Below are 25028 nucleotides of genomic sequence, written 5' to 3'. Positions count from 1 at the left end.
GGATGAAGAGTACACCTGAAACCGTTATCGGCGTAGACGTCGGCTCCGGCAGCGTCCGCGCGGGCATTTTCGATCTCAGCGGCAGGCTGCTTTCCCACGCGACGCAGAAAATTGCCACCGTGCACCGCAGCGGAAGCCGCGTGGAGCAGTCCAGCGCCGAGATCTGGCAGGCCGTTTGCCGCTGCATCCGCGAGGCGCTGGCGCACTCCGGGACGACTCCGCAGAGCGTTGCCGGCATCGGGTTTGACGCCACCTGCTCGCTGGTGGTGTTGGACAACAATGGCGAACCGCTGGCGGTCAGCCCTGACGGTGAAGCGGAAAACAATATCATCGTCTGGATGGATCACCGTGCGACAGACCAGGCGGAGCGCATCAACGCCACCCATCATCCGGTGCTGGACTATGTTGGCGGAAAAATATCGCCCGAAATGGAGACGCCCAAGCTGCTGTGGCTGAAGGAAAACCATCGTGAGGTCTACGATCGCGCCTGGCAATTTTTCGATTTGGCCGATTTCCTGACCTGGCGCGCGACCGGCGATCTCACCCGTTCCATCTGTACCGTAACCTGTAAATGGACGTGGCTGGCCCATGAGAATCGCTGGGACCCGGACTATTTCCGCACCGTTGGCCTGGACGAGCTGGCCGGAGAAGATTTTGTCCGCATAGGGCAGCATATTGCCGCCCCCGGCACCCCTTGCGGCGAGGGCTTAACGGAGCAGGCCGCGCGTGAGATGGGCTTGCTGCCAGGCACGCCGGTGGCGGTAGGGTTAATTGATGCCCACGCTGGCGGCATCGGGACGTTGGGCGTTGGCGGCGGCGCGCTGAACAATCTCGCGTATGTTTTTGGCACCTCATCGTGCACCATGACCAGCGCCGAGAGCGCCGTTTTTGTGCCCGGCGTCTGGGGGCCTTATTTTAGCGCGATGGTACCTGGGCTGTGGCTGATTGAGGGCGGACAAAGCGCCGCGGGTGCCGCTATCGATCGGTTATTAAGTTTCCATCCTGCCGCACCGCAAGCGCGCCAGCTGGCACAGGAGTCAGACCTGCCGCTGCCGGTTTACCTGGCGGACCGGCTTTTACAGACCTTCGCCACCGCCTCAGAGGCGGTGAACCTGGCAGCAGGACTGCACGTGGTACCCGAATTTCTGGGTAACCGCGCGCCCTTTGCCGATCCCCATGCGCGGGCCACGATCTGCGGGCTGGGCATGGAGAACGATATCAATAACCTGATGGCACTGTATGTGGCCGGTCTGTGTGGTATCGGTTACGGTTTGCGACAAATCATTGACGCCCAGCGTGAATGCGGCGTACAGACCGAAAATATCGTTATCAGCGGCGGCGCGGGCCAGCACCCTTTCGTTCGCCAGCTGCTGGCAGATACCTGCGGGCTGCCGGTGTTAGCGACCCAATGCAGCGAACCGGTATTACTGGGTTCGGCCATTCTCGGGGCGGTGGCGGGAAATATAGCGCCTTCAGTGACCGATGCCATGAAACAATTTACCCACGTGGATAAATATTTCTATCCGCAAGCGAACTATCAGTCCCTTCATCTGCGTCGATACGAGGCTTATAAGCAGTTACAACAGACTGCGACAGTAATCAGAGAATAAATACACGTCAGTATATTTAGAGAAAAAGACAATAAGAAAACTCACGCCGGAATATTTCCGGTGTGGGCTTACCTGTACGCTACAAACGAGGTCAATATGTCCGAAATAAATAAACAGTGGCTGGGATTGCCGCTGAACCTGCTATGGGGATATCTGGCGATCGCGGTCTTTATGACGGGTGACGGTTTCGAGCTGGCATTCCTGTCGCACTATATTAAATCACTGGGCTTCACGCCTGCTGAAGCCTCTTTCGCCTTCACGCTCTACGGTCTCGCGGCGGCGCTCTCCGCGTGGATCTCCGGCGTGGTGGCTGAAATCATCACCCCGCAAAAAACCATGCTGATTGGCTTCGTGCTGTGGTGCGTTTTCCACGTCCTGTTTCTCGTTTTTGGTCTGGGTCAGGCAAATTACGCATTAATGCTGCTGTTTTACGGGATCCGCGGCCTGGCCTATCCGTTATTTTTGTACGCCTTCATCGTGGTCATTATTCATAATGTGCGTAGCGATAAATCCAGCTCGGCGCTGGGCTGGTACTGGGCGGTTTATTCCGTAGGTATTGGCGTGGCGGGCAGTTATATTCCGAGCTTTACCATTCCGCACATCGGGGAGATGGGCACCCTGTGGCTGGCACTGGCGTTTTGTCTGGCGGGGGGAGTCATCGCCATGGTATCCCTGCGCAGCGTCAAAACCCCAACGCACATGCATAATCTCTCCACCCGGGAAAAATTCGCCGAGCTGGGCCGTGCGGCGACGCTGCTCTACACCAACCGCAGTATCCTGCTCTCCAGCATGGTGCGTATCATCAACACCCTCTCCCTGTTCGGGTTTGCCGTCATCATGCCGATGATGTTTGTTGACGAGCTGGGCTTCACCACCTCCGAGTGGCTTCAGGTCTGGGCGGTATTCTTCTTCACCACCATCTTCTCGAACGTCTTCTGGGGCGTGGTGGCGGAAAAAATGGGCTGGATGCGGGTGGTGCGCTGGTTTGGCTGCATCGGGATGGCGCTCTCGAGCCTGGCGTTTTACTACATTCCGCAGCACTTCGGGCATAACTTTGCCATGGCGCTGCTCCCGGCCATCGCGCTGGGGATTTTTGTGGCGGCCTTCGTACCGATGGCGGCGGTGTTCCCGGCGCTGGAGCCGCGGCACAAGGGGGCGGCGATTTCGGTGTATAACCTGTCAGCCGGTCTGTCTAACTTCCTTGCGCCGGCGATTGCCGTGGTGCTGCTGCCCTGGTTCAGCACGCTCGGCGTGGTCATCGCCTATACGGTGCTTTATCTGCTGGCTTTTGTTCTGTGTGCCTTTATCCGCGTCACGCAGCCGGGCTTAGAAAAAGCAAATAGCAGCAAGAGAGGGATGGCGGGTCTGCTGAATACTCCTCATCCTGAAACGCTGAAGGAGTAAGCGAGAGAACTTTCCTGCCGGGTCACGCTTATCCCGGCAGGAAGATGCGTGCGATTAGGCAATCGTCACTTTATTGTCCAGATAGACATCCTGAACCGCATTAATCAGCTTCACGCCGTCGGCCATGGATTTTTTAAACGCTTTGCGGCCCAGGATCAGCCCCATTCCGCCGGCGCGTTTGTTAATCACCGCCGTGCGCACCGCGTCGGTCAGATCGGTTTCACCGCCTGCTGCACCGCCGGAGTTAATCAGCCCGGCGCGGCCCATGTAGCAGTTAGCCAGCTGGTAGCGCACCAGATCGATAGGGTTGTCGCTGGTCAGCTTGCTGTAGACGCGGTCGTCGGTATAGCCAAAGTTCACCGCTTTATACCCGCCGTTATTCTCGGCCATTTTCTGTTTCACGATGTCCGCGCCGATGGTTGCCGCCAGGTGATTTGCCTGACCGGTCAGATCCGCTGATACGTGGTAATCCACGCCGTCTTTCTTAAACGCGTTGTTACGCAGATAGGCCCACAATACGGTCACCATCCCCAGCTCGTGCGCGCGCTCAAACGCGGCAGAGATCTCTTCTATCTGCCGACGCGACTGCTCAGAGCCAAAATAGATAGTCGCCCCGACCGCTACCGCACCCATGTTGAACGCCTGTTCGACGCTGGCGTACAGTGTCTGGTCGTATTCGGTTGGGTAGCTCAGGGTTTCGTTGTGATTCAGCTTGACGAGGAACGGAATGCGGTGAGCATAGCGGCGGGAAACGGAGGCCAGCACGCCATACGTCGATGCCACACAGTTACAGCCCGCTTCAATCGCCAGCTCGACAATGTTTTTCGGGTCAAAGTAGAGCGGGTTAGCTGCAAACGACGCTCCCGCCGAGTGCTCTACGCCCTGGTCAACGGGCAGAATGGAGAGATACCCGGTCCCGCCCAGACGACCGGTATTATAAAGCGTCTGCATGTTTCGCAGTACGGCAGGCGGACGGTTGTTGTCGACCATGACGCGGTCTACGTAATCATGGCCAGGCAGATAAAGCTGGTCGGCTGGAATGGTCATACAACGATGCTGTAAAAGGCTGTCGGCGTCTTTGCCAAGCAGTTGCGCAATATCAGTCATAGTGATGCTCCCGTAAGTCCGACATGATGTCGGAGCGTGTGATCCAAGCCCACGTTTTTGCAGGCAGACTAAGCCTGGTACCGACTTAACCTATTTTCCACCATTTGCAACTTTTTTAAGCACAATCTGCTGGCTCGTTTCGTGTACAACATTTTTGTTACACTGATCAAACAATCGCCTTAAAGGTATTTAAAAGGTATTATCACATGGTATGTTACATGCGTACCTCTGACATGCAGGATTAAAAAATGAAAACGAAAGTCCAACTGTCATTCATGATGTTCGTTGAATGGTTTATCTGGGGCGCATGGTTTGTGCCGCTGTGGCTGTGGCTGAGTAAGAGCGGGTTTACCGCCGGGGAAATTGGCTGGTCGTACGCCTGTACCGCGATTGCCGCGATCCTCTCTCCCATCCTTGTCGGCTCGCTGACGGACCGTTTCTTCGCCGCCCAGAAAGTGCTGGCCGTGCTGATGTTCGCTGGCGCGATTCTGATGTATTTCGCAGCACAGCAAACCCAGTTCAGCACCTTCTTCCCGCTGCTGCTGGCCTACTCCCTGACCTATATGCCGACCATCGCGCTGACCAACAGTATCGCCTTCGCGAACGTCGATGACGTGGAGGCTGATTTCCCGCGCATTCGCGTGATGGGCACCATCGGCTGGATTGCCTCCGGCCTGGCGTGCGGCTTCCTGCCGCAGATGATGGGCTATAGCGACATCTCTGACACCAATATCCCGCTGCTGATGACCGCTGCCAGCTCCCTTCTGCTTGGCGTCTTCGCGCTGTTCCTGCCGAATACCCCGCCGAAGAGTACCGGCAAGCTGGATTTCAAAGTGATGCTGGGGCTGGATGCGCTGATCCTGCTGCGCGATAAAAACTTCCTGGTGTTCTTCTTCTGCTCGTTCCTGTTCGCCATGCCGCTGGCCTTCTACTATATCTTTGCCAACGGCTATCTCACCGAAGTGGGGATGAAAAACGCCACCGGCTGGATGACCCTCGGCCAGTTCTCTGAAATCTTCTTCATGCTCGCTCTGCCATTCTTTACCAAACGCTTTGGTATTAAGAAGGTCTTGCTGCTGGGCCTGATCACCGCCGCCATTCGCTACGGTTTCTTTGTTTACGGCGGCGCCGAGCAATACTTCACCTACGCCCTGCTGTTCCTCGGCATTCTGCTGCACGGCGTAAGCTATGACTTCTATTACGTCACCGCGTACATCTACGTGGATAAAAAAGCGCCCGTGCACATGCGCAACGCGGCGCAGGGCTTGATCACGCTGTGCTGTCAGGGCTTTGGTAGCCTGCTGGGTTACCGTCTCGGCGGCGTGATGATGGAAAAAATGTTCGCATATAAAGAGCCGGTGAATGGGCTGACCTTCAACTGGGCCGGAATGTGGACGTTTGGTGCAATCATGATTGTGGTGATTGCCGTGCTGTTTATGCTGTTTTTCCGCGAATCGGATAAAGAGATCACCGCAATTGAGGTGGTTGATGGCGATACCGCGCTGACACGAGAGGAAGTTAAATGAAACAAGACCGTATTCTCGGTGCTCTTTACGGGCAGGCGTTAGGGGATGCGATGGGGATGCCGTCGGAGCTGTGGCCGCGCAAGCGGGTGAAAGCGCACTTCGGCTGGATCGACCGTTTCTTACCCGGCCCGGCTGAGAATAATGCCGCCTGTTACTTTAAGCAGGCCGAATTTACGGATGATACGTCGATGGCGCTGTGCCTGGCCGACGCGATTATCGAATGCGACGGGGAAATTAACCCTGACGTTATCGGTAAGCATATTCTGGACTGGGCGCTGGATTTTGACGCGTTCAATAAGAATGTGCTCGGCCCGACCTCCAAAATTGCCCTGAACGCCATCCGTGACGGCAAGCCGGTGAGCCAGCTGGAAAACAACGGCGTCACCAACGGGGCGGCGATGCGCGCCTCCCCGCTGGGATGCCTCCTGCCAGCCACGCGTCTGGCGCACTTTGTGGAACAGGTTGCGTTAGCCTCCAGCCCGACCCATAAATCGGATCTCGCCATCGCCGGTGCGGTGGTGATCGCCTGGGCGGTTTCACGCGCTATCGACGGCGAGCGCTGGCATCACATCGCCGATGCCCTGCCGGGTATTGCCCGTGCGGCGCAGGAGGAGAACACGACCACCTTCAGCGCATCGCTTTCCGCTCGTATTGAGCTGGCCCTGAAAACCGTGCGCGAAGCCAACGGTACCGAGTCCGCCAGCGAGCAGATCTATCAGCTTATTGGCGCGGGCACGAGCACCCTTGAGTCCGTTCCGGCGGCGATTGCGATGGTCGAACTCGCGGGCACCGATCCGAACCGCTGCGCGGTGTTATGCGCCAACCTGGGCGGTGATACTGACACTATCGGCGCGATGGCAACGGCCATCTGCGGTGCGCTGCACGGTGTACAGGCCATTGATCCGGCACTCAAAAACGAACTTGATGCCGTAAACCGGCTCGATTTCAGCCACTACTGCGAAAAACTGCTGCACTTCCGGGAGCAAAGGGAGGGCGTATGAGTGCTTTTGCCCGCCGTCTCGAAACCCTCCACGCCACGCGCCCCGTAACGGTACTCGGCGCGGCGGTCATCGACGTGATTGCCGACGCCTACGCCCTGCCCTGGCGCGGGTGTGATATCGAGCTGAAGCAACAGGGAGTGAATATTGGCGGCTGCGCGCTGAATATCGCCATCGCCCTGAAGCGGCTCGGCATTGCTGCGCAAAACGCCCTTCCCGTCGGCCACGGCGTGTGGGCCGATATTATCCGTAACGCCATGGCGAAGCAGGATCTGCACAGCGCCGTGGAAGCGGAAACGGGCGATAACGGCTGGTGCCTGGCGCTGGTGGAGCCTGACGGTGAACGGACCTTTATGTCGTTTAGCGGCGTGGAGAACCAGTGGCAGCAGCGCTGGCTGGACGGGTTAAGCGTGCCGGCAGGGAGCCTGATCTCTTTGTCCGGCTACCAGCTGGCGTCCCCCAGCGGTGAGCTGCTGACGGCCTGGCTGGAAAGTCTTCAGGATGCGACGCTCTTTATCGATTTCGGTCCGCGCATCGCGGATATTCCCGACCCGCTGATGGCGCGGATCATGGCCTGCAAACCAATCGTCTCGCTCAATCGTCAGGAGGCGGAACTTGCCGCCGAATGGCTTGGCGTAAACGTGGAAGAGCTCGGCACACGGTGGCAGCAGAGGTTTGGCGCTGCGCTGATCGTACGCCATGATAAAGACGGGGCGGTCTGGTACGACGGTGACGCTTCCGGACACGTTCCGGCGTTTCCTGCTACCGTGGTCGATACCATCGGCGCGGGTGACAGCCATGCGGGAGGTACCCTTGCCGGGCTGGCCGCGGGATGGTCACTGCCAGAGGCGGTGCAGCTTGGCAATGCCGTAGCCGCCTGGGTAGTCAGCCATCGCGGTGGCGACTGCGCCCCCACGCGCGAGGCCCTACTCCTCGCACACAAAGACGTATAGGTCGCTGCGGCAGTAGCTGATGCTGTACTCAATTGGCCGGTGCTGTTGATCGAGCGCGACTTGCTTGATCACCAGCACCGGTATCTTATCGTCCATCTTGATATGCGCCTGAAACTCGCTGTCCGGCATCCGGGCGCTGACGCGGGAACGGGTGCGCTGCGGAAAGATATTCTGGCTGCGGAAGTAATCGTAAAGCGAGACGCCGATGTCGTCCGGATTGGGGATTAATCCTACCGGTACCCAGGACTCCTCTATTGATACCGCATCGTCATCCACGTAGCGGATGCGCTTAAGCAGAAATACATCGCTGTCCGGCGCAAGGGAAAGGTGACGGGCGATCTCCTCCGGACATTTCACGACGCGTTTATTAACCCACAGCGTGTTGGGCGTTTTGCCCCGCAGCACCACCTGCTGAGAAAACCCGCGCGCCTCTTTTAGCGAATATTCAAAGATATTGTTGATTTGCGTACCGTATCCACGCGCGCGGGTGACGACGCCGGCCTCTTCCAGCGCCTGCATCGCTTTACGCACCGTAATGCGCGACACACCGGCCAGCTGGCTCAGATCGCGCTCGCCCGGCAAAATATTACCGTGCGCGAGCACGCCGCTGCGTACCGCGTTTTTAACCGTTTCGGCAAATTTCAGGTACAACGGCGTGTTGTCCGGTGCGGCAATTCGTTCCTTGAGTTGAGCAATTAACCGGGTATGCGCTTGTTCCATCTCTGTTTTTCTCTGGCATAAGGTTTTATGCCAGTATACGGCTTACCACCATGCATGAAAATGGTGAACCGGCCCAATACCGTGACCCACTTCCAGAGAATCGGCTTTTGCCAGCGCGCACGAGAGCCAGATCTTCGCCTCCTGCACCGTATCCGCCCAGTTCGCGTTTCGGGGACGCAGCGCCGCCAGCGCCGCCGAGAGCGTACATCCCGTGCCGTGGGTGTTTTTGGTCTGTACCCGCGGGGCGGTGAAACGTTGAGCGCCATCGCGGGTGAAGAGCCAGTCCGGGCTTTCTGCATCATCAAGATGACCGCCTTTCATCAGCACCGCGCTGCATCCCATCGCCAGCAGCGCATTGCCCTGCTCTTTCATCTCACGTTCGTTTTGCGCGTGTGACGCATCCAGCAGCGCGGCGGCTTCAGGGAGGTTTGGCGTGATCAGCGCCACCTGCGGCAGCAGCTTTTTACGCAGGGTGTCGACGGCAGAGGCGGAGAGCAACGGATCGCCGCTTTTGGCCAGCATCACGGTATCGAGCACCACGTTTTTTATCTGATAACGTTTGAGACGTTCAGCGACCGCTTCAACAATGTCCGCCTCTGCAAGCATGCCGATTTTGGTGGTGTCGATGCGTACATCGCTGAATACCGAATCCAGCTGTGCGGCGACAAAATCCGGCTCAATACGATATACCGACTGTACACCGCGCGTGTTTTGCGCCACCAGCGCGGTGATAACCGAGCATCCGTAAGCGCCGAGCGCAGAGAAGGTTTTCAGGTCTGCCTGGATCCCCGCTCCGCCGCTGGGATCGGTTCCCGCAATAGTCAAGGCATTAATGCGTGTCATACCAGCTCCTCCAGCGCGTAAAGCGCATCCAGAAACGCCGGGGCAAAGCTGCCGGGGCCCCGGCTGTGAGTCAGTGCAGCTGACCCTGCGCGCTTCATAAAGCCGCAGGCTGCCGTCGCATTATCAAGCCTGTCGCCAGGCAGCGAACAGCAGGCGGCGACGACCGCCGAGAGCGCACAGCCTGTTCCCACCACGCGGGTCATCAGCGGGTCGCCGCCCGCGACCGTACGGGTTCGCTGACCATCAGTGATGTGATCCACTTCTCCTGTGACGACCACAACGGCATGGGTCTGACGGGCGAGCGTCTGCGCAGCGGTCAACGCGCTCGCCGCCGTATCGGTGGAATCAACCCCGCGCCCGCCCGCACTCATTCCGGCAAGGGCGAGGATTTCGGAGGCGTTTCCACGAATGGCCGCAGGTTTAAGGGACAATATTTGCTGGCAAAATCGGGTGCGGTACGCCAGCGCGCCAACCGCAACCGGATCCAGAACCCAGGGCGTACCCGCGGCTACCGCGCTCTCAATGGCCCGACGCATCGACTGGGCGCGCGGCGCGGTGAGTGTACCCACGTTGATGAGCAGAGCATCGGCAAGCGCGGCAAACTGTTCCGCTTCCTCGGCTTCGATCACCATTGCCGGGGAAGCACCCAGCGCGAGCAAAACGTTGGCGGTGAAGGTCTGCACGACATCGTTGGTCATACAGTGCGTGAGCGGGGAACGGGTTCGGAATTGATGTAAAACGTGTGAGTCGAGCAGGTCAGGCTGCATGGTTTCGCTCCTGCCGTGCGTGAAGAAGCGATGACCGGGTAGGCATCTGACTTCCCTACGCTGGCATTATCCAGATCAGGTAATACGGGTATTTCTCAGCCTTCACAAAGAAGGGCACCCCGAGTCAAATAAATTACAATACAATCAGTTACATAAAAAGAATATGTAGGTACTTAGTGTAACCGTGGCCATAGGCAGGGCGCAAGATGTTTCGTTTTATCAAAGCAGGTATTACACCTGAAATCCGCAAACTATATAAAGAATGTCTTCTTTAACTCCCCTGTTCTGAATCTCACCAGGTACAACATATATAGCCACATAATACTGACAGCAACTATCTCAACAATTATGAAAAAGAGAACCCTTCGCCTGATCATCATTCTGCACACCAGACGCCCAGCTTTTCCAACACCCTCCCATTTAAAACTTACGTTACGTTCTCCTGATACTTTTCTGGTTTTTTTCCACCTCAAAACTTACTGATTCAATGTAAACTTTCAGTTTCACACACTAATGCTTTCAAATGAAATCATATCCCAAAACTAACAAACGAGTACATTTAAAGAACATTAAAATCAAATTGAAATAAAATTTCATTTTTATCATCAAGTTAAATATAGAGACTAAAACAATCATCAGCAACCTTTTGTTTTTAATAGAAAAAAAATAAAACACACGTACCTTATCCACTTTTAATCATTCAAATAAATCTTGATTTAAATCAATATTTTTAGGTGCAAAATAACTATAGTTCAGCAATGAAATTAAATAAATACAAAAACCCTTAAATACTTAAACTTACCCGTTTTGCTCTGCACAACCAAACGTAAGCCATAACGCTAATGTGATTTTTTCTTTCTAATGATGTGAGCCTTTTAAATGAAATTCTTCAACAAAGCAGTAATCGCTGTCATTGGTACTCTGTTTGCCAGTATCGTTGATAATGCTAATGCTGCGTCTGCTGTTCTGTATGATCAAAATAACCCTGCTTCAGGTTTTCACCTTAATGGTACAGATAACCGTGTATATGATTTAGATGTTGTTGAGAGTGATAATAATCGCCAGGCTATCCAGATTTACAACCTGCAAGGCGATCGCGAAAAACTGCAATCCTCAATTGATTCCACTAATACTAACGTAGCGGGTAATACGTCATTACTGAACCAGACGATTACTAATGTGAATAACATCAATGCAGATCTGCAAGCTAACAAAACTTTGTTAAGCACCGGCATTACTACCGCTCAAATCAGCGCTAATGATGCTGATAGCACCGCTCATACTGCGTTAGCTGCTGCTGGAAATGCTCAAATCACCGCAGACAACAATGCAAAAAATATTGCTGTCGTGGCAGATCAAACACGTATCAATAGCGGGTTAATTAGTATTAACGATACCCGTATCACTGCACTTGAGAATGCACCAGTGCCGAAAGATGGTATTGATGGTAAAGAAGGTGCAAAAGGTGATGCAGGTGCTCAAGGGATTCAGGGTGTAGCAGGTGCTATCGGGGCTGAAGGTAAACCCGGAGCTAAAGGCAATGATGGTAAAGATGGTGCTGATGGTAAAGACGGTAAAAACGGTGTAACAACAATCATCACGAAGAAAGAAGTTGATACAGCTACTATCAACAAAATTAAATTACTCAATACTCAAACAGCGGCACAAGCTGCTGACCTGAAAGCCACTCAACATGTTTTTGCCCAAGCACAATCTTCAAGCAATGCTCAATTCAAAAGCCTGCAAAATGAAGTTGACGAGAACAAGAAAGAAGCGCGTAGCGGCGTTGCCTCTGCTATCGCTCTCGCTTCCATGCCACAAGTAGAGAAAGAGCAATCTGTAATGTTCTCCGCCGGTGTGGGGTCATTTAAGAATGAGCAAGCTATCAGCGCAGGAGCATCTTTCCATGCAGGTGAACACGCTGTAATCAAGGCTGGTATAAGTGATTCTACAAACAGCGATCTTGCTATGGGTGCAGGCATCGGTATTGGCTTTTAAATCAAAAGCCTAAAACCTCTATAATATTACTTGTATAACTTAACAACTATTCGACGTCACACTTTTATTCATTAAACAGAACATGCTCAAACATATTTTTATTTCAGCTGCCCTGTACGTGATGCTCATTTCAATCGGGATCTGGATCGGCATGATGTACGTTTCTTATTATTTGTGTCGTTTTTAAGGCGATAAAATGAAAAAATTAATGATATTAGTCATAAGTACTGCCGTGCTTACAGGTTGTGTCTCGCCTGAGCAACGCATCGCAAATTGCACTGCGAAAGGGGTCAGTTACGATACCTGCTATCTTTCTGAACAACAAAGGCAACAAGGCATCAACAATGCGTCACTCTCTGCTGCATATGCAAATGCCGCTCGTGCGGCGGACGCTAATCAAAAACATCACCACCATAATTAAGGGTATTTATGAAAACTAAATTTACGCTGTTGGCGTTACTTTTCTCTGTGGTGGTGACGCCTGCGCACGCCATAAACGCCCATTATCGCGCGCAATTAGAGCGTTCGGGATGCACGCAAATTAGCGCTGGCGATGGCTCTTGCGATATCAGCAAAACCAAAGCGGAAAATGCGGCACAACACGAACCAACGACATCCGTTCACGATCCCCTGCGTGAAGCCTCGTTCTCGTCGGATACGGTTAACGCCACGCTTTCTAACGGCTTCTTTAGCGCCACCGTAAACGGCAAAAAAGCCAGCGTTAAACGTCTGAATGCGAATTTCTATGAGATCCGTGGTAATGGTTTTGTGATATCGCTAAGCCTGGATGAAAACGGTATTACGGACGCGTCGTGGAATAAAACGAAGGGACGTGAACACGGTATTTTACGCGTTAGCCAGAAATAAACAGCGTAAGGAGGCTCACTGCCTCCTTTTCACCTGACAATCGCACGATTTGTCACACTCTTTTGTCTGATTTTACAATGCGGATAAATCATACGTAAGCTGCTGTTTTTATTTAGCATAAAGTGCAATCTCCCCCATACAAACGGCGATCTTCCCTGCCCTGTGCCCTGTGTCACAAAACAGTAAGCAAATTAACCATTGAGCCCGGTGACAAAAGGCTCTATATTGGCGGCGTTTTTTTCAGGCCCCATCTGTTTTTTAACTTTTTATTCAATCGTTGCTCATAACGAAGCGGCGGTTGTAGGAGTGATATGATGACGGATAAAGTCCGTATTGACACCGTAGATGCCCACAAAAGCAACGAAACCTATCTGGCCCGTCAGGCCGAATTTGAATCTAACGTCAGGAGTTATCCGCGCAAATTGCCTTTAGCGATTACGAAAGCAGAAGGCGTGTGGATCACCGATGCAGATAATAAAGAATACCTTGACTGTTTAGCAGGCGCAGGCACCCTCGCGCTTGGACACAATCATCCTGATGTGCTGAAAAGCATCCAAAATGTCATTACCAGCGGCTTGCCGTTACATACCCTGGATCTGACCACGCCGTTGAAAGACGCGTTTTCAGAATACCTGCTCTCTCTGTTGCCTGGTCAGGGCAAAGAGTACTGCCTGCAATTCACTGGCCCGTCCGGGGCTGATGCCGTTGAAGCGGCGCTGAAGCTGGCGAAAAAAGTGACCGGTCGTAGCGGTATCATCAGTTTCTCTGGTGGTTACCACGGTATGACCCACGGCGCACTGTCCGTCACCGGCAACCTGTCTCCGAAAGAAGCGGTTGACGGTATGATGCCAGAAGTCCAGTTCATGCCTTACCCACACGAGTATCGTTGCCCACTGGGTATCGGTGGTGAAGCGGGCGTGAAGGCGCTGACCTACTACTTCGAAAATCTGATTAACGACGTCGAAAGCGGCGTGCGTAAACCTGCCGCGGTGATCCTCGAAGCCGTTCAGGGTGAAGGTGGCGTGAACCCGGCGCCTGTTGAGTGGTTGCAGCGCATCCGTAAAGTCACTCAGGAACACGGTATCCTGCTGATCCTCGACGAAGTCCAGGCTGGCTTTGCCCGTACCGGTAAATTCTTTGCCTTCGAACACGCTGGCATTGAGCCAGACATCATCGTGATGTCTAAAGCAGTCGGTGGCGGTCTGCCGCTGGCCGTGCTCGGTATCAAAAAGCAGTTCGATGCATGGGCGCCAGGTCACCATACCGGTACTTTCCGCGGCAACCAGCTGGCGATGGCTACCGGTCTGACCACGCTGAAGATCCTGAAAGACCAGAACATCGCGGGCAAAGTAGCCGCACAGGGCGAATGGCTGAAAGGCCAGCTGAAAGAGATGGCGAAACGCTATCCGGTGATCGGCCACGTTCGCGGTCTGGGCATGATGATCGGTATTGAAATCGTTAAGCCACATGAAGCCGCCGATCACATGGGTTGCTTCCCGGGCGATGGCGAGCTGTCTGCACTGATCCAGAAGAAATGCTTCGAAGCCGGCCTGATTCTGGAGCGTGGCGGCCGTAACGGTATCGTTCTGCGTCTGCTGCCTTCTCTGCTTATCAGCGATGACGAGCTGAAAGTCTTCCTGGATAAATTCGAGCAGGCACTGCTTGCTGCGGGCGTTAGCCCGGCATAACAGGAGTTGTTGAATACGATGTCTGATTCAAACCCAATTTTGTTCTCCTCTGCGCAGAGCATTGAAGCTTACCAGCAGGCGATTGAACAAAGCACTCAGGCTGTGATGCAGTGGCTGAAACAGCCTGAGATGTACCAGGGCAAAACGGTCGCAGAGCTGCGCGACCGTATTAAGCTGGATTTCAACCCGAAAGGGCTGGGCAACGAAGCGGCGATCGAACGCGCCGTGGAGTTCTTCCTGAAAGACAGTTTGTCCGTTCATCACCCGCAGTGCGTGGCGCACCTGCACTGCCCAAGCCTGGTGGTTAGCCAGGCGGCGGAAGTGCTGATCAACGCCAGTAACCAGAGTATGGACTCCTGGGATCAAAGCCCGTCCGCAACCATCATTGAGATCAAACTGATCGAATGGCTGCGTACCCGCGTGGGTTATCAGGCTGGCGACGCAGGCGTCTTCACCAGCGGCGGCACCCAGAGTAACCTGATGGGGCTGATGCTGGCGCGTGACGCGTTCTTTGCGCGTCAGGGCCACTCGGTTCAGCAGGACGGTCTGACAGGCGATCTGCGTAAGATCCGCGTGCTGTGTTCGGAAAATGCCCACTTCTCCGTGCAGAAAAACATGGCGCTGATGGGTCTGGGCTACCAGTCCGTGGTGCAGGTGAAAACTGACGAATTCTCCCGCATGGATCTCACCGATCTGGCGGCGAAAATCGAACAGTGCAACGCGAACGGCGAGCAGATCCTGGCGATTGTGGCCACGGCCGGTACGACCGATGCGGGTGCTATCGATCCGCTGCGTGCTATTGCTGAGCTGGCTGCGAAACAGAATATCTGGGTGCACGTTGATGCGGCCTGGGGCGGCGCGCTGCTGATGTCTGAGCAGTATCGTCACTACCTGGACGGTATCGAGCTCGTGGATTCCGTCACCCTGGACTTCCACAAGCAGTTCTTCCAGACCATCAGCTGCGGTGCGTTCCTGCTGAAAGAAGCGCGTCACTATGAACTGATGCGCTATCAGGCGGCCTATCTGAACTCTGAGTTCGATGAAGAAGCGGGTGTACCTAACCTGGTCTCCAAATCTCTGCAAACCACGCGCCGTTTCGACGCGCTGAAACTGTGGATGAGCCTGGAAGCGCTGGGTCAGGAGCAATACGCGGCAATCATCGATCACGGCGTGACGCTGGCACAGCAGGTTGCGGCTTACGTGAAAGAGCAGTCTGCTCTGGAACTGGTGATGCAACCCCAGCTGGCAAGCGTGCTGTTCCGATTCCGTCCGCAGGCGCAGATGGATGACGCCGGTATTGCCCTGCTGAACCAGAAAATTGGCGATGCGCTGCTGGAGTCTGGCCGTGCAAACGTCGGTGTGACCGAGCATAACGGTATCACCTGCCTGAAGCTGACCCTGCTGAACCCAACCGTGACGCTGGAGGACGTAAAAATCCTGCTGTCTCTGGTTGAGCGTACCGCGCAGGAAGTGATGGCGAAGTAATACTTATCCCTCTCCCACCCGGGAGAGGGATTGTTTTTCCCGCGCTAACGCCTTTCCCCTTTTTTCCTCGAAGCATAACCGTATTCATACTGGCTGTACCCCGAGCTGTAATACAGCGCTGCGGATTTAACAATATCGTTGAGGATTGTGCCGCTGACCTTCACGCCGACGTGCTGTAACCGTTTAACGGTATTCTCCATCTCTTTCACGCTGGTTTTATCGAAACGGGCAACCATTAGCGTTGTTCCGGCTGCTCTGGCGACCAGCGCGGCATCGGTGACGGCCAGGACCGGCGGTGTATCAATGATGACGATGTCATATTGCTCGTTAACCCAGGACATGACGGAAAGGAATCGTTCGCTTAACAGCAATTCTAACGGGCGCAGGGGTTCCGGGCCGCAGGTGATGACGTCAATTCCCCCTTTTTCAGCATGCTGAATGACCTCCGCTAAGTCGCGTTTCCCTTCGAGCAGGCAGGACAATCCGTGGCGGTTCTCCAGACCAAAAATATTATGAACATAGCCCTGGCGCATATCCGCATCAATAAACAGCACCCGCTGACCGCTCTGCCCGGCGATGGCCGCCAGATTCGTCGCCACCAGCGTTTTTCCGCAGTCCTGCGTGGGGCCAGAAATCATCACAATGCGGTTCTCAGCCTCCATCATGGTGAAATGCAGACTGGTCCGCAGCCCGCGCACCGCTTCAACAAACATATCAGCAGGGCGATCGACGGGCAGGAAAGGCACATCCGAGGTTTTGTGTTTCCAGCGACGAGAAAACGGATTTTTTCTGCGCAACTGCGTTTTACTCCACAGCCACTGTGAACGTGGCAACGTAGCCAGAACCGGCATCCCCTGCGCTTCCAGCTGTTCGGAAAGCGTGATCCCACGTTTGAACGCCTGACGTACCACCACGGTCCCCATTGAGAGCATTAGCCCGAACAGCGCGCCAAGAACGATGATTAACGTTTTACGCGGCTTTATCGGGTCCGGCAGCGTAACGGCCTCATCAATGATCCTCACGTTCCCGACAGCGCTGGAGCGGGAAATATTCAGCTCCTGCTGGCGCGTCAATAGCTGTAAATAAATCGTGCGACCCAACTCAACATCGCGGCTCAGGCGTAAAATCTCCTGCTGCGTGGAGGGCATAGCTGACACACGGTTATTGAGACGCTCCCGTTCCCGCTCAAGGGTCTGTCTCTTTTCATGCAATGCACGATAGGTAGGGTGACTCTTTTTAAAGAGCTGGGAGATCTCTGCCTCCCGGAACGTCAGCTCATTTAGCTGATTCTCAACGTTAACAACCTGATCCAGGACAGATTTTGCCTCCAGAGACAGGTCCACCGAGTCTCGCTGCGCCCGGTAGGCATTCAGCCGCGCTTCTGCCTGATCAAGGTCCGCGCTGATTTTCGGCAACTGCGCCTGTAAAAAATCCAGACTACGAGAATCCTGAGCCTCCTGGCGCGCGATATTTTGCTGGAGATAATTTTCAGCAATTGCATTCAGCACCCGGGCGATGCTGTCAGGGTCTTCGCCCGTCAGGGTTAAGGTCACGATACCGCTCTGTTTCTCCGATTCTGCAACCGTGAGACGCTTCTTCAGCGCGTTGATCGTCTCAAGCCGCGTCAACGACTTAAGCGAAAATTGCGTGCCTGGCTCAGCCTCAATCGACGTCACCAGCAGAACGATCCCTTGCGTAACCAGCGTTTTCCCAACCTGGCCGTCGGCCTCAATGTTTTCGCCCGTCAGGTGATATTTTCCCGCTTCCTGTACGGTCAGCGTGAGCTCTTGCGCGTTGCCTTCCACCTGCGGGATCTGGAGTTCGCCTAACGTGATTTTGCCCTGCTCACGCCCTTGCAGACGCTGCCAGAGACGCCCCACCACAGGCAAAACGCGCTGCTTTGCCTGCTGTGTCAGAGCTAATTTATCAACGGTCTCGCCGAGGATCATGCGGGATTTCAGCAGTAAAATTTCAGGGGCAACATCCGGCGACACATCGGTGCCCAGCTGGCTCAAACCTTTGAGCAGGTTGTTATCGTGTTTGTTTTCAATTTGCACCATGGCATCCGCCTGATAAACAGGTGGCGCAATCCAGGCATAGAGACCGGCGCACAGGATGAACAGGAGCGTCACGCACAGAATCATCGTGCAGTGGTCGATCATCTCGACGAGCAAACGAACGAGATCGACTTCATGTTGTTGGGGTGCCGCTGCACCATAATTGTCTGTTGTGTAAGACGACATTAATGCTTCATTCCTTTCTGACCTAAACGACGTGCCCATTCCTGACTGGCTTTACCCAATAGCCCAAACACATATTCAAACGCTTCCCGGCTTTGACGGTAGGGATCGGGGATCTCCTGCGGCTCCAGCCATTGCCCAAAAAGCAGCGACTTTCCTCGAATCTCCGGCGCCATGGCCGCAATGAAGCGAAGATGTTCCGGCTCCATAACCAGGATAAGATCGGATCCCTGCATCAAATTGCGTGTCAGCCTGCGCGCCACATGACCGTCGAGGGAAATCCCATGCCGCCAGGCTACGTCCTGGGCGCTGTCATCCGCCGGGCACCCTTCAAGCCCGAATATGCCCGCCGAGGCGATATATCTGTCGGGCAGGTGCTGGCGCAAAAGCCGCTCCCCAATCGGAGAACGGCAGACATTTCCGGTGCAAACCACGAGTATTGATTTGAACATTATTGCGGCCACGATCTGATGTAACGAACCGTTTCGGTAAGGTCATGCACCCCGCTGATGGTCGGAACAAGCTGTGATATCACGCGATTCCAGCGGGACAGTGGTGCAGTGGTGACATAGACAATGTCATAGGGCTCAAGCTGAAACTCGGTGCCTAACACCATGGCTGATGCGTCCTGAGCATTGAGCTGGTAGAGGTTGGCAATTATTTCTGAACGCTCGCTTTTCGGCAGCGAACGAATGACAAAAATTCCGGTGGCATCGGCCATATTCTGGTTCAGCCCACCGGCATTGCCCAGCGCTTCCGCCAGGGTCATGCCGCTGCGATCCATTTTCAGCGTGCTCTGTTTAACGACCTCGCCCATGACGAACACTTTCAGCGCATCGTTACGGGGGACAAACAGAATATCGCCGGGATAGAGCAGCTTATTTTGCGTGAGATCGCCATGCTGCATCAGCGCATATAGCGAGAGGCGCGTGTCCTTCCCATTATGCGTCAGCACGACATTGCGCCAGTCCGCGTCGGCAGAGAGCCCCCCAGCGGCGTTCACGGCATCCATGACCGTTAACGGGATATTGGTAATAGCCTGCTGCCCTGACTTCACCACCTCGCCCGTCACATAGGCTTTTTGTGAGCGAAAAGAGGCGACGCTGACATCCACCTGCGGGCTTTCAATAACATTGTTCAGCCGGGCCGTGATCTCCTCGCGTACCCGTGCGACCGTTTTGCCAGCCACCGGCAATTTACCGACATAGGGATAGAAAAGCGTGCCGTCGGCATTGACCCAATTACCGGTGTCACTGGCGCTACGATACTGCCCTGCCGGGGTTGTCAGTTCAGGGTGATCCCAGACGGTGACGGTTAGAATATCCCCAACGCCGATACGGTATTCCCAGTTTTTGACCTGTTCATCCAGATTAGGATTTGCCTGAGATTTCAAAACCGATGGTCGCATTTTTTCAATTAACGAAGGCGTAAGAGGATAAACATCAATCCGTTTCTCAAGACGATCATTTGCATCTTCTGCGGCAATTATCTTTTTCCCAGCGAGATCGAGATGCTGGCCAGGGTAAAATACGCAGCCAGATAAGGGGGTAATAATTAAAAATAATATCGATACAACTGTTGTGTTTTTCATTTATTACATAATATCTTTTATAGTAGTGATTATCGTATACAGGATAAAACATTAACATTTCACTCAAGCACAAGTTGCTGTTATTCAATGAATTAACAGATACACAAAGAGTATTTATAAAACCACACGACATTCCTTTGGGCAGACTTTACAGCCCTGCATTGTCTTAATCAGGCTTTCGGAAAGAGGGTTTCAGGCAATCTTAAATGTTCTATTTGTTGAATGCATGCCTGAATCTTAGTAAATTTGCCTTGAAAATGTTTTTTCAGAATTAATTAATAAACCAATAATTATGTTATCTGTATAAGCTCATATTTATTCGTCGAAGTAATAATTAATGACGGTTGCGACTACACAAAACCGTGCACTTTTGTTACATTTTTTGCAAACTCACCCTGTGAGGATACTTAAAATGAACTGTCTGCCATCCGTTAGCGGATCTGCACACAAAAAGTATCAGTAACGATATGACTGGAGAAAAAATGGCTAAGCGTAAATTGTTGCTTCTGGGTGTATTACTGTCACTGGCGGGGGCCGCGCACGCTGCACCGCAAACATCGACAGCGCCTTCCGGCATCAAGGCCTATGAAGAGCAAGAGTTTATTGCCGATTTTACGAAGTTTAAAATCGGCGACACCGCGCCCGCGCAGTATCAGACGCCTGAGTACACCATCAAACAGTACCAGCTGCGTAACCTTCCCGCGCCCGATGCCGGCACACACTGGACCTACATGGGTGAGAATTATGTTCTGATTGGCGATGCCGATGGCAAAATCTACAAAGCCTATAACGGAGATATTTTCTATCACCGCTGATACGATCCTAATCCGTCCGTGGCAGGAGAGCGATCGCCCTTTCCTGCGCACGCTCTTCCTTCACGCCCGACGTGAAGCCTGGCCGTGGCTGGACAGTTCTGCGTGGCAGCTTGAAGATTTTGACGCGGCAACCCTGGACGAAGGGATTTGGGTGGCGGAGCAGGATGGGCACCGACTTGGCTTTGCCTCAGTCTCGACGAACGATAATTTTCTGCACAACCTGTTTGTCGATCCGAACTATCAGAGCCTGGGCGTCGGACATGTGTTGCTTGAACACGTGCAGAAGACGTTTACCAGCACGGGTTCACTCAAGTGTCTGGTGAAGAATGAGCGGGCGGTTGCGTTTTACCAGCGCCACGGCTGGCACATTGAGGCGACGGGAGATTCTCCGGACGGAGAGTATTATTTGATGCACTATCGGCTTGGGTAAAGTCAGGTGGCGCTACGCTTACCTGACCTACAAAATCGAGCCAGGCCGGGTAAGGCGAAGCCGCCACCCGGCACTAACGCGCAGAGACGTTACACCGCGCGGAAAGCGATTTCACCCGGAATGACTTCGCCCTGCCAGTAAAGCTGCGCCGCAACGCGCCCCGCCAGCTGACGGTAGATTTCCGTGAATTCGCTATCCGGACGGCTGACCACCGTCGGCTTACCGCTATCCAGATCTTCACGCAGTGTGATATGCAGCGGCAGTTGCCCCAGCAGTTGCGTGTGGTATTGCGCCGCCAGCTTTTCGGCGCCACCGGTACCAAAGATAGGCTCATGGTGCCCGCAGTTGCTGCAAATATGCATGCTCATGTTCTCGACGATACCCAGTACCGGCACCTCCACCTTCTCGAACATGACGATGCCTTTTTTGGCGTCGATCAGCGCGATATCCTGCGGTGTGGTGACCACGACGGCGCCGGTAACCGGAATGTTCTGCGCCAGCGTCAGCTGGATATCACCGGTGCCCGGCGGCATGTCCAGTACCAGATAATCGAGGTCAGGCCACATTGTCTCCTGCAACATTTGCAGCAGCGCCTTGCTGGCCATCGGGCCACGCCAGACCATTGCGTTATCGTCAGTTACCAGGTAACCAATGGAGTTGGTCGCCAGACCGTGCGCCACGATTGGCGCCATGTGGGTGCCGTCCGGCGAAGTTGGACGCTGGTTTTCCGCCCCCAGCATGTTTGGAATGGATGGGCCGTAGATATCCGCATCCAGAATGCCGACTTTCGCCCCTTCTGCCGCCAGCGCAAGCGCCAGGTTCACGGCGGTCGACGATTTACCCACCCCGCCCTTGCCTGAACTGACGGCGATGATGTTCTTCACGCCGTTAACGCCCGGCTGATTTTTCACGCGCTTGAGCGTGGCGATGCTGTGGCTTAGCTTCCAGTCAATTGCTTTTGCGCCGGTAATGCGCAACAGCTCAGAGCTGGTTTGCTCTTTCAGGGCATCAAAGGCGCTGGTCCAGACGAACGGCATCTGTAGCTCAATGTGCAGCGTATCGTCCAACCATGCGACGTGATGAAGCGCTTTCAGCGTCGTGAGATTGTGCTTCAGGGTTGGATGCTGAAAATTAGCCAGCGTCCCGGCGACCATTGCTCGTAAGGCTTCCGGTGATTTGGCCTGGGATTGAGAACTCATCCCGACTCCTTTGTTCTTGTGAATAAGACCTTAGACAAACAAGTTTACCTGAAAGGCCGCGGTTTGTGCTTACTTAATAATGCCCCTTTTGGTAATATCGAAAACCCTTTTCACAGTTAAAAGAAGTAATGCCTACTATGACTCAAGTCGCGAAAAAAATTCTGGTAACGTGCGCCCTGCCGTACGCCAACGGCTCAATCCACCTCGGCCACATGCTGGAGCATATCCAGGCTGATGTCTGGGTCCGTTACCAGCGAATGCGCGGCCACGAGGTGAACTTCATCTGTGCGGACGATGCCCACGGCACGCCGATCATGCTGAAAGCGCAGCAGCTGGGAATTTCCCCGGAACAGATGATCGCCGAAATGAGTCAGGAGCATCAGACCGATTTTGCTGGCTTTGACATCAGCTATGACAACTATCACTCCACGCACAGCGACGAAAACCGCGAGCTGTCAGAGCTGATCTACACCCGTCTGAAAGAGAACGGTTTCATTAAAAACCGCACCATCTCTCAGCTGTACGATCCGGAAAAAGGCATGTTCCTGCCGGACCGTTTCGTCAAAGGCACCTGTCCGAAATGTAAATCCCCGGACCAGTACGGCGATAACTGCGAAGTATGCGGCGCAACCTACAGCCCGACCGAGCTTATCGAACCGAAGTCCGTGGTCTCCGGCGCGACGCCGGTGATGCGTGACTCCGAACACTTCTTCTTCGACCTGCCGTCGTTCAGCGAAATGCTGAAGGCGTGGACCCGCAGCGGTGCGTTGCAGGAGCAGGTGGCGAACAAAATGCAGGAGTGGTTCGAATCCGGTCTGCAACAGTGGGATATCTCCCGCGATGCGCCATACTTTGGCTTCGAAATCCCGAACGCGCCGGGCAAATATTTTTACGTCTGGCTGGATGCGCCGATTGGCTACATGGGGTCGTTCAAGAATCTGTGTGACAAGCGCGGCGACACCGTAAGCTTCGACGAATACTGGAAGAAAGATTCCGATGCCGAGCTGTATCACTTCATCGGTAAAGACATCGTTTACTTCCATAGCCTGTTCTGGCCAGCAATGCTGGAAGGCAGCAACTTCCGCAAGCCGACCAACCTGTTCGTACATGGCTACGTAACGGTGAACGGCGCGAAGATGTCTAAATCTCGCGGGACGTTTATTAAGGCCAGCACCTGGCTGAACCACTTTGACGCGGACAGCCTGCGCTACTACTACACCGCGAAGCTCTCTTCCCGCATCGACGATATCGACCTGAATCTGGAAGATTTCGTGCAGCGCGTGAACGCGGACATCGTCAACAAGGTGGTGAACCTGGCGTCCCGTAACGCAGGTTTTATCGCCAAACGCTTTGACGGCGTGCTTTCTGCGGAACTGGCCGATCCTGAGCTGTATAAAACCTTCACCGACGCCGCCGCTGCGGTTGGAGAAGCCTGGGAAAGCCGTGAATTCGGTAAAGCCATTCGCGAAATCATGGCGCTGGCAGACGTGGCCAACCGCTATGTGGACGAGCAGGCGCCGTGGGTGGTAGCGAAACAGGAAGGCCGCGACGCCGACTTGCAGGCGATCTGCACCATGGGTCTGAACATGTTCCGCGTGCTGATGACCTGGCTGAAGCCGGTTCTGCCGCAGCTGGCAACCCGCGCGGAAGCATTCCTGAACACTGAACTGACCTGGGATGCCATCCAGCAGCCGCTGCTCGGCCACAAGGTGAACACCTTCAAGGCGCTGTATAACCGCATCGAGATGAAGCAGGTTGACGCGTTGGTGGAAGCATCCAAAGAAGAGGTGAAAGCGGCTGCCACACCGGTGACCGGCCCGCTGGCGGACGATCCGATTCTGGAGACCATCACCTTTGATGATTTCGCCAAAGTCGACCTGCGCGTGGCGCTGATCGAAAACGCGGAGTTCGTGGAGGGTTCTGACAAACTGCTGCGTCTGACCCTGGATCTGGGCGGCGAGAAGCGTAACGTCTTCTCCGGCATCCGTTCTGCGTATCCGGACCCGCAGGTGCTGATTGGTCGTCAGACCGTGATGGTCGCCAACCTGGCACCGCGCAAAATGCGCTTCGGCATCTCTGAGGGGATGGTGATGGCCGCAGGCCCGGGCGGGAAAGATATCTTCCTGTTAAGCCCTGACGAAGGCGCGAAGCCGGGTCAGCAGGTGAAGTAATAAAAAAGCCGGATGAGAATCCGGCTTTTTTTTGCCCGGCGGCGCTACGCTTGCACGGGCCTACGGGTTTTGTAGGCCGGGTCAGGCGAAGCCGCCATCCGGCTAAAATCACCCCTTCTGGTTATGCACCCGCTGCGTCAACCCACGCAGGAAATAACGCAGAAACTGATCCCCACACTCGCGGTAATTCTTATGATCCGGCGCGCGCATCATGGCGGTGATTTCCGGCATCGACACGCGAAATTTCTGCTCGGTCATGATCGCCAGAATGTCGTCAGTTTTCAGGGAGAAAGCAATACGCAGCTTTTTCAGCACCGTGTTGTTATTCACCCGACGCTCCAGCGCCAGCTCAGGCGCAGATTCATCTTTGCCGCGCTTGTCGTAGATCAGGCCATTCAGAAAGCCCGACAGAATAATGTCCGGGCAGCGAACAAAACCCTCTTCATCTTCTTTAGTCATCCAGGTGTCGAACCCGGCGGACGTGGATTCCATGTCGGAGAGCGCAAGAATGCGCACCATGTCATTATTGTTCGCTTTCAGGGTGTAGCGCAGGCTACGAAGAATATCGTTACTTAGCATAGAGCCTTCGAATGTCGATGATGCAATGGCGCGCAGT

Annotated in this window: 22 protein-coding genes and 1 riboswitch; of the genes, 13 read left to right on the top strand and 9 right to left on the bottom strand. The window is 54.4% G+C overall.

Translation table 11 applies throughout. From position 1 onward, the window contains the following. The first annotated feature begins 2 nt into the window (after nt 1-2). A complete protein-coding gene (locus O1722_RS07915) occupies nt 3-1610 on the top strand; it encodes an FGGY-family carbohydrate kinase (protein WP_033487334.1) in 1608 nt (535 codons plus the stop codon). A 96-nt stretch (nt 1611-1706) separates the two neighbouring features. Further along, nucleotides 1707-3014: an RbtT/DalT/CsbX family MFS transporter gene (locus tag O1722_RS07910; RefSeq protein WP_033487335.1), complete on the top strand. Its 1308-nt coding sequence runs from the start codon at nt 1707-1709 to the stop codon at nt 3012-3014. A 54-nt stretch (nt 3015-3068) separates the two neighbouring features. Here the strand turns inward: O1722_RS07910 and fbaB are convergent, their stop codons facing one another. Continuing rightward, nucleotides 3069-4121 carry a class I fructose-bisphosphate aldolase gene (fbaB, locus tag O1722_RS07905; RefSeq protein ID WP_015572352.1) on the bottom strand — a complete coding sequence of 351 codons (1053 nt, stop codon included), beginning with the start codon at nt 4119-4121 and terminating at the stop codon, nt 3069-3071. A 248-nt stretch (nt 4122-4369) separates the two neighbouring features. Between fbaB and O1722_RS07900 the strand changes: the two genes are divergently transcribed. Genes O1722_RS07900 through O1722_RS07890 form a run of 3 tightly spaced genes read left to right on the top strand, consistent with a single transcriptional unit; the run spans nt 4370 to nt 7598 of the window. After that, nucleotides 4370-5647, top strand: coding sequence for a nucleoside permease (locus O1722_RS07900; RefSeq protein ID WP_033487337.1), 1278 nt, complete (start codon nt 4370-4372; stop codon nt 5645-5647). Beyond that, nucleotides 5644-6648 carry an ADP-ribosylglycohydrolase family protein gene (locus tag O1722_RS07895; protein WP_032654232.1) on the top strand — a complete coding sequence of 335 codons (1005 nt, stop codon included), beginning with the start codon at nt 5644-5646 and terminating at the stop codon, nt 6646-6648. The genes O1722_RS07900 and O1722_RS07895 overlap by 4 nt, the downstream gene beginning before the upstream one ends. Next, nucleotides 6645-7598 carry a PfkB family carbohydrate kinase gene (locus O1722_RS07890; RefSeq protein ID WP_023295037.1) on the top strand — a complete coding sequence of 318 codons (954 nt, stop codon included), beginning with the start codon at nt 6645-6647 and terminating at the stop codon, nt 7596-7598. Before O1722_RS07895 ends, O1722_RS07890 begins: the two co-directional genes overlap by 4 nt. Here the strand turns inward: O1722_RS07890 and O1722_RS07885 are convergent. From O1722_RS07885 to thiM, 3 genes are read right to left on the bottom strand one after another with little or no spacing between them, the layout of a single operon-like run. Next, nucleotides 7572-8318 carry a GntR family transcriptional regulator gene (locus O1722_RS07885; RefSeq protein ID WP_003859242.1) on the bottom strand — a complete coding sequence of 249 codons (747 nt, stop codon included), beginning with the start codon at nt 8316-8318 and terminating at the stop codon, nt 7572-7574. The two genes, O1722_RS07890 and O1722_RS07885, sit on opposite strands and share 27 nt — an antisense overlap. A 42-nt stretch (nt 8319-8360) precedes the next feature. Then, a complete protein-coding gene (gene thiD, locus O1722_RS07880; RefSeq protein WP_017383356.1) occupies nt 8361-9161 on the bottom strand; it encodes a bifunctional hydroxymethylpyrimidine kinase/phosphomethylpyrimidine kinase in 801 nt (266 codons plus the stop codon). After that, nucleotides 9158-9928 (bottom strand): hydroxyethylthiazole kinase, encoded by a 771-nt coding sequence (gene thiM, locus O1722_RS07875; RefSeq protein WP_017693063.1) that lies wholly within the window; start codon nt 9926-9928, stop codon nt 9158-9160. The genes thiD and thiM overlap by 4 nt, the downstream gene beginning before the upstream one ends. A 35-nt stretch (nt 9929-9963) precedes the next feature. Beyond that, nucleotides 9964-10060, bottom strand: a riboswitch (TPP riboswitch). A 747-nt stretch (nt 10061-10807) separates the two neighbouring features. Here thiM and O1722_RS07870 point away from each other — a divergent pair. The 5 genes from O1722_RS07870 (at nt 10808) to O1722_RS07850 (ending at nt 15966) form a co-directional block, all read left to right on the top strand. Continuing rightward, nucleotides 10808-11926 (top strand): YadA C-terminal domain-containing protein, encoded by a 1119-nt coding sequence (locus O1722_RS07870; protein WP_050515891.1) that lies wholly within the window; start codon nt 10808-10810, stop codon nt 11924-11926. A 196-nt stretch (nt 11927-12122) separates the two neighbouring features. After that, the gene (locus O1722_RS07865; RefSeq protein WP_071524132.1) at nt 12123-12347 is read left to right on the top strand and encodes a hypothetical protein; all 225 of its coding nucleotides are present in this window, start codon (nt 12123-12125) and stop codon (nt 12345-12347) included. An 8-nt stretch (nt 12348-12355) separates the two neighbouring features. Beyond that, the gene (locus tag O1722_RS07860; protein ID WP_033487338.1) at nt 12356-12793 is read left to right on the top strand and encodes a hypothetical protein; all 438 of its coding nucleotides are present in this window, start codon (nt 12356-12358) and stop codon (nt 12791-12793) included. Between the two features lie 311 nt (nt 12794-13104). Continuing rightward, nucleotides 13105-14481: a diaminobutyrate--2-oxoglutarate transaminase gene (locus O1722_RS07855; protein WP_015572345.1), complete on the top strand. Its 1377-nt coding sequence runs from the start codon at nt 13105-13107 to the stop codon at nt 14479-14481. 18 nt (nt 14482-14499) lie between these two features. Next, nucleotides 14500-15966 (top strand): pyridoxal phosphate-dependent decarboxylase family protein, encoded by a 1467-nt coding sequence (locus tag O1722_RS07850; protein ID WP_033487339.1) that lies wholly within the window; start codon nt 14500-14502, stop codon nt 15964-15966. Nucleotides 15967-16010: 44 nt separating this feature from the next. On the opposite strand, the gene O1722_RS07845 is transcribed toward O1722_RS07850, so the two are convergent. The 3 genes from O1722_RS07845 to O1722_RS07835 are packed head-to-tail and all read right to left on the bottom strand — an operon-like array spanning nt 16011 to nt 19797. Then, nucleotides 16011-18209, bottom strand: coding sequence for a polysaccharide biosynthesis tyrosine autokinase (locus tag O1722_RS07845; protein WP_033487340.1), 2199 nt, complete (start codon nt 18207-18209; stop codon nt 16011-16013). After that, on the bottom strand, nt 18209-18658 hold the full coding sequence (locus O1722_RS07840) for an arsenate reductase/protein-tyrosine-phosphatase family protein (RefSeq protein ID WP_017383364.1): 450 nt from the start codon (nt 18656-18658) through the stop codon (nt 18209-18211). The genes O1722_RS07845 and O1722_RS07840 overlap by 1 nt, the downstream gene beginning before the upstream one ends. Then, on the bottom strand, nt 18658-19797 hold the full coding sequence (locus O1722_RS07835; RefSeq protein ID WP_032654252.1) for a polysaccharide export protein: 1140 nt from the start codon (nt 19795-19797) through the stop codon (nt 18658-18660). The genes O1722_RS07840 and O1722_RS07835 overlap by 1 nt, the downstream gene beginning before the upstream one ends. 482 nt (nt 19798-20279) lie before the next feature. Between O1722_RS07835 and O1722_RS07830 the strand changes: the two genes are divergently transcribed. Both O1722_RS07830 and O1722_RS07825 read left to right on the top strand, forming a co-directional pair. Beyond that, on the top strand, nt 20280-20612 hold the full coding sequence (locus O1722_RS07830) for an RcnB family protein (protein WP_017383366.1): 333 nt from the start codon (nt 20280-20282) through the stop codon (nt 20610-20612). Continuing rightward, a complete protein-coding gene (locus O1722_RS07825) occupies nt 20563-21042 on the top strand; it encodes a GNAT family N-acetyltransferase (RefSeq protein WP_032654255.1) in 480 nt (159 codons plus the stop codon). The genes O1722_RS07830 and O1722_RS07825 overlap by 50 nt, the downstream gene beginning before the upstream one ends. Before the next feature lie 89 nt (nt 21043-21131). Here O1722_RS07825 and apbC read toward each other — a convergent pair whose 3' ends face one another. Next, nucleotides 21132-22241, bottom strand: coding sequence for an iron-sulfur cluster carrier protein ApbC (apbC, locus tag O1722_RS07820; RefSeq protein WP_017383367.1), 1110 nt, complete (start codon nt 22239-22241; stop codon nt 21132-21134). Nucleotides 22242-22378: 137 nt separating this feature from the next. Between apbC and metG the strand changes: the two genes are divergently transcribed. Further along, a complete protein-coding gene (gene metG / locus O1722_RS07815) occupies nt 22379-24412 on the top strand; it encodes a methionine--tRNA ligase (protein ID WP_033487341.1) in 2034 nt (677 codons plus the stop codon). A gap of 108 nt (nt 24413-24520) precedes the next feature. On the opposite strand, the gene O1722_RS07810 is transcribed toward metG, so the two are convergent. Next, nucleotides 24521-24991 carry a YehS family protein gene (locus O1722_RS07810; protein WP_015572337.1) on the bottom strand — a complete coding sequence of 157 codons (471 nt, stop codon included), beginning with the start codon at nt 24989-24991 and terminating at the stop codon, nt 24521-24523. Nucleotides 24992-25028 lie beyond the last annotated feature (37 nt).

The organism is Enterobacter cloacae complex sp. HYC003_NIDB (assembly GCF_056673375.1).
This window is presented reverse-complemented; position numbering and strand designations above follow the sequence as displayed.